This window comes from Euzebyales bacterium (genome assembly GCA_035461305.1).
Lineage (GTDB): Bacteria > Actinomycetota > Nitriliruptoria > Euzebyales > JAHELV01 > JAHELV01.
Genome location: DATHVN010000221.1, coordinates 1 through 6,451, shown reverse-complemented (window position 1 = coordinate 6,451; position 6,451 = coordinate 1). Strand labels below are relative to the sequence as shown.

Sequence of the window (6,451 nt, the reverse complement as noted above, 5' to 3'; positions counted from 1 at the left end):
GCCAACCTGGCCGACCGCTACATCAGCGACCGGTTCCTGCCCGACAAGGCCATCGACCTCATCGACGAGGCCGGCAGCCGCCTGCGCATCAAGCGCATGCAGACCCCGGCCGACTACAAGGACCTCGAGAACGAGCTCGCGGCCGTGGTCGAGTCCAAGAAGAAGGCCGTCGAGTCGCAGGACTTCGAAGAGGCGGGCCGCCTCCGCGACGCCGAGAAGGAGCTGCTCGCCCGCAAGGAGACCAAGGAGCAGGAGATCAAGGACTCGGGCGTCGACCTGTTCGACGAGGTCGACGAAGAGGCCATCGCCGAGGTGCTCTCCGTGTGGACGGGCATCCCCGTCTACAAGCTCACCGAGGAAGAGACGCAGAAGCTGCTGCGCATGGAGGACGAGCTGCACAAGCGGGTCGTCGGCCAGCAGGACGCCATCAAGGCGGTCAGCCAGGCCATCCGCCGCACGCGCGCCGGCCTGAAGGACCCCAAGCGCCCCAGCGGCTCGTTCATCTTCCTGGGGCCCTCCGGCGTCGGCAAGACCGAGCTGGCCAAGACGCTCGCCGAGTTCCTCTTCGGCGACGAGACGGCGCTGATCCAGCTCGACATGTCCGAGTACATGGAGAAGCACACGGTCTCCCGCCTGGTCGGCTCGCCCCCGGGCTACGTCGGCTACGAGGAGGGAGGTCAGCTGACCGAGGCGGTCCGCCGCCGGCCGTTCAGCGTGGTGCTGTTCGACGAGGTCGAGAAGGCTCACCCGGACGTCTTCAACGCACTGCTGCAGATCCTCGAGGACGGACGCCTGACCGACGCGCAGGGCAAGACAGTGGACTTCAAGAACACCGTCCTGATCATGACGTCGAACCTGGGCACCAAGAACCTCGGGCAGCAGGCGCTGGGGTTCTCCTCGGGCGCCGACGAGAGCAGCGTGTACGAGCGCATGAAGGCGCAGGTCGACGAGGAGCTCAAGCGCCACTTCCGGCCCGAGTTCCTCAACCGGATAGACGAGACGATCGTCTTCCACCAGCTGACGAGGCTGGAGGTCAAGTCCATCGTCGACCTCATGCTCAAGCGGGTCCAGAGCCAGCTCAAGGCAAAGGACCTCGACATCGAGCTGACCGAGGACGCCAAGACCTGGCTGGCCGACAAGGGCTACGACGCCGAGCTTGGCGCGCGCCCGCTGCGCCGGACGATCCAGCGCCAGATCGAGGACGCGCTGTCCGAGCGGCTGTTGTGGAACGAGTTCAACGCCGGGCAGCTGATCGTCGTCGACATCGAGGACGACGAGGTCGTGTTCCGTGCCGTCGACGCACCCGACACGCCCGAGGTCGAGCTGGCGAGCTCCGGCTCCGGCGAACTCCCGGCGGCCGGCGAGAACTAGGCGCTGTCTCCCGGTCCGAGCGACGCGGGTCCACGGGCCCGCGTCGCGGCGTCTGACAGGTCCCGTCCAAGGTGGTACAGTCGCTTGTCCTCCGGCGTTCGCGGTAACTCCGCGGGACCGCGACGCCACGCAACGGTCACACGACAGCAAGGTCTGCGGCACCGGACAGCCACGGTCCACGGCGAGGCTGAAGGCCACGCCGACGTGGCCGACAGGGATGCCGCACGAAACGTCGGGCACGGCCGCGGCAGGTGGGTGACGCCAAGAGTCACCCCCTCGACGTCACGGCCGCGTCGCCCGAGTGCGGGCCCGGCACGCAAAGAGTGCCGGGCCCTTCGCATGTCCGGTCCCGGCGCATCCGGGTCCCGCACCGCGCGACGCTGGTCGAGCGCGTCGGGCAGACTGATGCCGTCGTCGACCGGGCGCCAGGCGCCCGCGGATCGTCGAGGCCACGGTGACCCGGGCGGCGGTCCGCTAGGCTGCCGGGATGCGATTGGTGGTCGCACGCTGCACCGTCGACTATTCGGGCCGGCTTCAGGCGCACTTGCCCGAGGCTGTCCGCCTGCTGATGGTCAAGGCCGACGGCTGCGTCGCCGTGCACGCCGACGGCGGCGCCTACAAGCCACTGAACTGGATGAACGCGCCGAACGTGCTCGACGACCAGCCTGACCGCTGGGTCGTGACCAACGGCAAGGGCGAACGTCTCGAGATCACCCTGCTGGAGGTGCTGTCGGATACCAGCCACGCCTTCGGCGAGGATCCGGGCCTGACGAAGGACGGCGTCGAAGCCGACCTCCAGCAGTTGCTCGCCGACCACCCGGACACGCTCGCGGACGGGCTCGAGCTCGTACGTCGCGAGTACCCGACCGACATCGGGCCCGTCGACCTGCTGTGCCGTGACGCCGAAGGCTCCCACATCGCGGTCGAGATCAAGCGGCGGGGAGAGGTCGACGGTGTCGAGCAGCTGCGGCGCTACCTCGAGCGGCTCAACCGTGATCCGCTGCTGCGGCCGGTCTCCGGCATCTTTGCGGCCCAGCGGGTCAAACCACAGGCGCGTGTGCTGGCGGCTGAGCGTGGGATCACGTGGATCGAGGTCGACTACGACCTCCTGCGCGGCCGGCAGTCCGACGACCTGCGGCTGTTCTGAGGTACTCGGACGGTGGCCTCGTGTGCGGCGTGTGCCCGGATATTCGACACGACCCACCGCCCGCGGGACACGGCTCCTCACCGGAGGTGTGGTGCGGACGGACGATCACGGCGCCGGGCCGTGTGCGGTATCGTCGGTCGACCACGTGCCGATGCCTTCCACGCCGGCGTGTCGACGCCTGAGCACACCACCACGATGAGCACATGACACCTGACGCATGGCTGACGCTCGCGGTCATCGCCGCGAGCCTGGTGCTGCTGGTGCGCGACGCGCTGCCTCCGGCCGTCGTGGTGCTCGGCGCTGCCATCACGCTGGTCCTGACCGGCGTGATCGACGCCGAGACCGCCTTCAGCGGCTTCGCCAACCCCGCGCCGATCACGGTGGCCGCCCTGTACGTGCTCGCCCGCGCGGTCGAGATCACCGGTGCGCTGGACCCGTTGCTGTCGCGTGTGCTCGGGTCGGGCGAGCAGCACCGCTCCATCCGTGGGACGCTTGCACGGCTGCTGGTGCCGGTCGCGGGCGCGTCGGCGTTCCTCAACAACACGCCGATCGTCGCCATGACCGCGCCCCAGGTCGCAACGTGGGCTGAGCAGCGTGGGCGGTCAGCGGCACCGCTGCTCATGCCGCTGTCGTTCGCCGCGATCCTCGGCGGCGTCGTCACGTCCATCGGCACGTCGACCAACCTGGTGGTGTCGGGCCTCCTGGTCGACCGCGGCCAGCCGCCGCTCGGCCTGTTCGAGATCACGCGTGTCGGCGCGCCGGTGGCGATCGGCGGTCTGGGGCTGCTCGTCGCACTGGCCCCGGTCCTGCTGCGCACCCGCAGGGGCGCCAAGATCGACCTCAAGGAGCAGGTCCGCGAATTCTCGGTCGACATGCGCGTCGTCGACGACGGGGCCCTGGTGGGGCTGTCGGTCGAGGAAGCGGGCCTTCGTGAGCTGCAGGGCGTGTTCCTGGTGCGCATCGAGCGGACCGGCCATGTGATCGCACCGGTGGGGCCGGGCGAGGTGCTGTCGGCCGGCGACGTGCTCAGCTTCGTGGGCAACGTCGACCTGATCGTCGACCTGCAGCGCATCCGCGGCCTGGCATCCACGGAGGAGCACCACCTCTACGGCATCGACGAGACCCGCCAGGCCTTCTTCGAGGTGGTGCTCGGCTCGGCCTCTGAGCTGACGGGCAGCACCCTGAAGGACACCGGCTTCCGAAGCCGGTACGACGCGGCCGTGCTGGCGGTGCACCGGGCCGGGCAGCGGGTTGAGGCCAAGCTCGGCGATCTGCAGCTCCGCGCGGGTGACACCCTGCTGCTGCTGGCCGACGTCAGCTTCCGCGAGAACTGGCGCGAGTCGGGCGACTTCCTGGTCGTGGCGCGCATCGGCGGCACGTCACCGGCCCGCACGCGCAAAGCGCCGCTGGTACTGGCACTGACCGGCCTGCTCGTGATCGTCGCGGGATCGGGCCTGCTCGACATCCTCGACGCAGCCCTACTGACGACCATCGCGCTGGTGGCGACCGGGGTGCTCACGCTGCGCGAGGCGCGGGACGCCGTCGACCTCGACGTGATCATCGTGATCGGCGCAGCGTTCGGGATCGGCGCGGCGATGGAGAGCACGGGCCTCGCCGACGCCGCGGCCGGCGTGCTGCTGGCTGCGTTCGGGTCGTTCGGCGAGATCGGCGCGCTGCTGGGTGTGGTCGTCGCGACGATCGTGCTGACCGAGATGATCACGAACAACGCGGCCGCCGTGCTGATGTTCCCGATCGCGTTCACCACGGCGGGCACCGTCGATGCGGACCCTCGGGCGTTCGCGATCGCGGTCGCGGTGGCCGCCAGCGCGTCGTTCCTGACCCCGATCGGGTACCAGACCAACACGATCGTCTACGGCCTCGGCGGCTACCGCTTCGCCGACTACCCGCGGCTGGGCTTTCCGCTGACCGCGCTGGTGCTCGCCCTGACGGTGGGCGTCGTCCACACGACCATGTGACCGGTCCGCCCGCAACGCGCGGCACCTCTGGTTCTCGGGACGGACCTCACCGCGGAGCGCTGTCCGGGTCCCCTGACGGGCTCAGCCGTCGGCCATACCCTGCATCGGGGGGATCCGGGCACCGCGGAGCAGGTCGCTGACGTCGTCGGTCGACCAGCCGCGGTCCAGCAGCGCCCGGGCGATCCGCGCGGGGCCCAGGTGCGTGCCGCACAGTGGGCAGAACACCAGGTTCTCGGAGTGCTCGGGCAGCTGCGCCCCGCAGAACGGACACCCGCCTGTCGACGTCATCTGTGTGGGCAGGGCCGGCATGCCACCGTCAGCAAGGCCGTCGAGGTAACCCTGCGCGTACTCCCAGTTGACGTACTCGTCGGGCTTCGGGTCGAAGGCCGGCTCGTGGACCGGGGTCTCGCCGGACTTGAGCAGCTCCTCGAGGTTGTGCTCGAGCATCTGCCACTCGTAGTAGTGCTCTTCGGCGCAGTCGACGCAGAACAGGCTGACCCCCTTGAACCCCTCGGGTTCGAACGTGTGCCGGAAGGCCGCCAGATCGTCGAGGTCGCGGCGGATCAGCGCCGCCTCCTGCCGTCCCAACCGGGGCTGTGGCACCTCTTCGAAGTCGTCGTACTCATCGCTCATGGCCGTGGGCCGTCCTTTGTCGTCCGCACCACTGGAGGGCGTCGGTGAGACGCTACACTCCACCGTACTTCCCCCCCGACCGCCGGTACGGGCGTACCTGTGGTTCTGGATCGTTGGGCACTCCACGACGTCACAAGGAAGCGCGCGTGGCCGAGATCGAGATCGGCATCGGCAAGAGCGGGCGACGGGCATACGGCTTCGATGACATCGCCATCGTGCCGTCCCGTCGCACCAGGGACCCGCACGATGTGGACATCACCTGGCAGATCGACGCATACGAGTTCGATCTCCCCCTGCTCGGCGCGGCGATGGACGGGGTGTCCTCGCCGCACAGCGTCGCCGAGCTGGGACGCATCGGCGGGCTCGGCGTGCTCAGCCTCGAAGGGCTGTGGACGCGCTACACCGACCCCGAGCCGCTCCTGGCCGAGATCGCAGAGCTCGACACGACGGTCGCGACGGCCCGGATGCAGGAGATCTACAAGCAGCCGATCGACGCGGACCTGATCAACCAGCGCGTCACCGAGCTGAAATCGGCCGGCATCGTCGCCGCCGCCTCGCTCACGCCGCAGCGGGTCGAGCAGTACCACCAGGTCGCGCTGGAGGCCGGCCTGGACATCCTCGTGATCCAGGGCACCGTCGTCTCGGCCGAGCACGTGTCCAGTCGCGAGGAACCGCTCAACCTCAAGGAGTTCATCGCCCGCTACGACATCCCGGTGATCGTCGGCGGGTGCGCCTCCTACGCCAGCGCCCTGCACCTGGCCCGCACCGGCGCCGCCGGCATCCTGGTCGGCGTCGGACCGGGCAACGCCTGCACGACGCGCGGCGTGCTGGGCATCGGCGTGCCGCAGGCGACCGCCATCGCCGACGCCGCGGGTGCGCGTGTCCGCCACCTGGAGGAGACAGGGCGCTACGTCCAGATCATCGCCGATGGCGGCATGCGCACGGGCGGCGACATCGCGAAGGCGATCGCCTGCGGTGCCGACGCGGTCATGCTCGGTTCGCCACTGGCGCGGGCGTCAGAGGCACCGGGCCGCGGCTACCACTGGGGCATGGCCACGTTTCACCCCGACCTGCCGCGTGGCGCGCGCGTCAAGGTCGACTCCGTCGGGTCGCTGCGCGAGATCCTCGAGGGTCCCGCGGCCCAGAACGACGGCACGCTGAACCTGTTCGGTGCACTGCGGACGTCCATGGCGACCTGCGGCTACGCGACGATCAAGGAGTTCCAACGCGCCGAGGTGCTGATCGCGCCGTCGTTGCAGACCGAGGGCAAGCACTACCAGCGCCAGCAGGGCGTCGGCATGGGGCGCCGCTGAGCCGGTAGCTC

Annotated in this window: 5 protein-coding genes; 4 read left to right on the top strand and 1 reads right to left on the bottom strand. The window is 69.7% G+C overall.

All coding sequences use genetic code 11. The features are described 5' to 3' along the window. The 3 genes from VK923_20055 to VK923_20045 form a co-directional block, all read left to right on the top strand. Window positions 1-1,371 (top strand): AAA family ATPase (locus tag VK923_20055; GenBank protein ID HSJ46972.1); only part of this gene is annotated, 1,371 nt, incomplete at its 5' end. 487 nt (window positions 1,372-1,858) lie between these two features. Then, entirely contained in the window at window positions 1,859-2,518 is a 660-nt protein-coding gene (nucS, locus tag VK923_20050; protein ID HSJ46971.1) for an endonuclease NucS, read from the top strand. 203 nt (window positions 2,519-2,721) lie between these two features. Then, window positions 2,722-4,494 carry an SLC13 family permease gene (locus VK923_20045; protein ID HSJ46970.1) on the top strand — a complete coding sequence of 591 codons (1,773 nt, stop codon included), beginning with the start codon at window positions 2,722-2,724 and terminating at the stop codon, window positions 4,492-4,494. 81 nt (window positions 4,495-4,575) lie between these two features. Here VK923_20045 and VK923_20040 read toward each other — a convergent pair whose 3' ends face one another. Beyond that, window positions 4,576-5,319 (bottom strand): DUF5319 family protein, encoded by a 744-nt coding sequence (locus VK923_20040; protein HSJ46969.1) that lies wholly within the window; start codon window positions 5,317-5,319, stop codon window positions 4,576-4,578. Between VK923_20040 and VK923_20035 the strand changes: the two genes are divergently transcribed. Further along, window positions 5,274-6,440 (top strand): GuaB3 family IMP dehydrogenase-related protein, encoded by a 1,167-nt coding sequence (locus tag VK923_20035; protein HSJ46968.1) that lies wholly within the window; start codon window positions 5,274-5,276, stop codon window positions 6,438-6,440. The two genes, VK923_20040 and VK923_20035, sit on opposite strands and share 46 nt — an antisense overlap. Window positions 6,441-6,451: the final 11 nt, after the last annotated feature.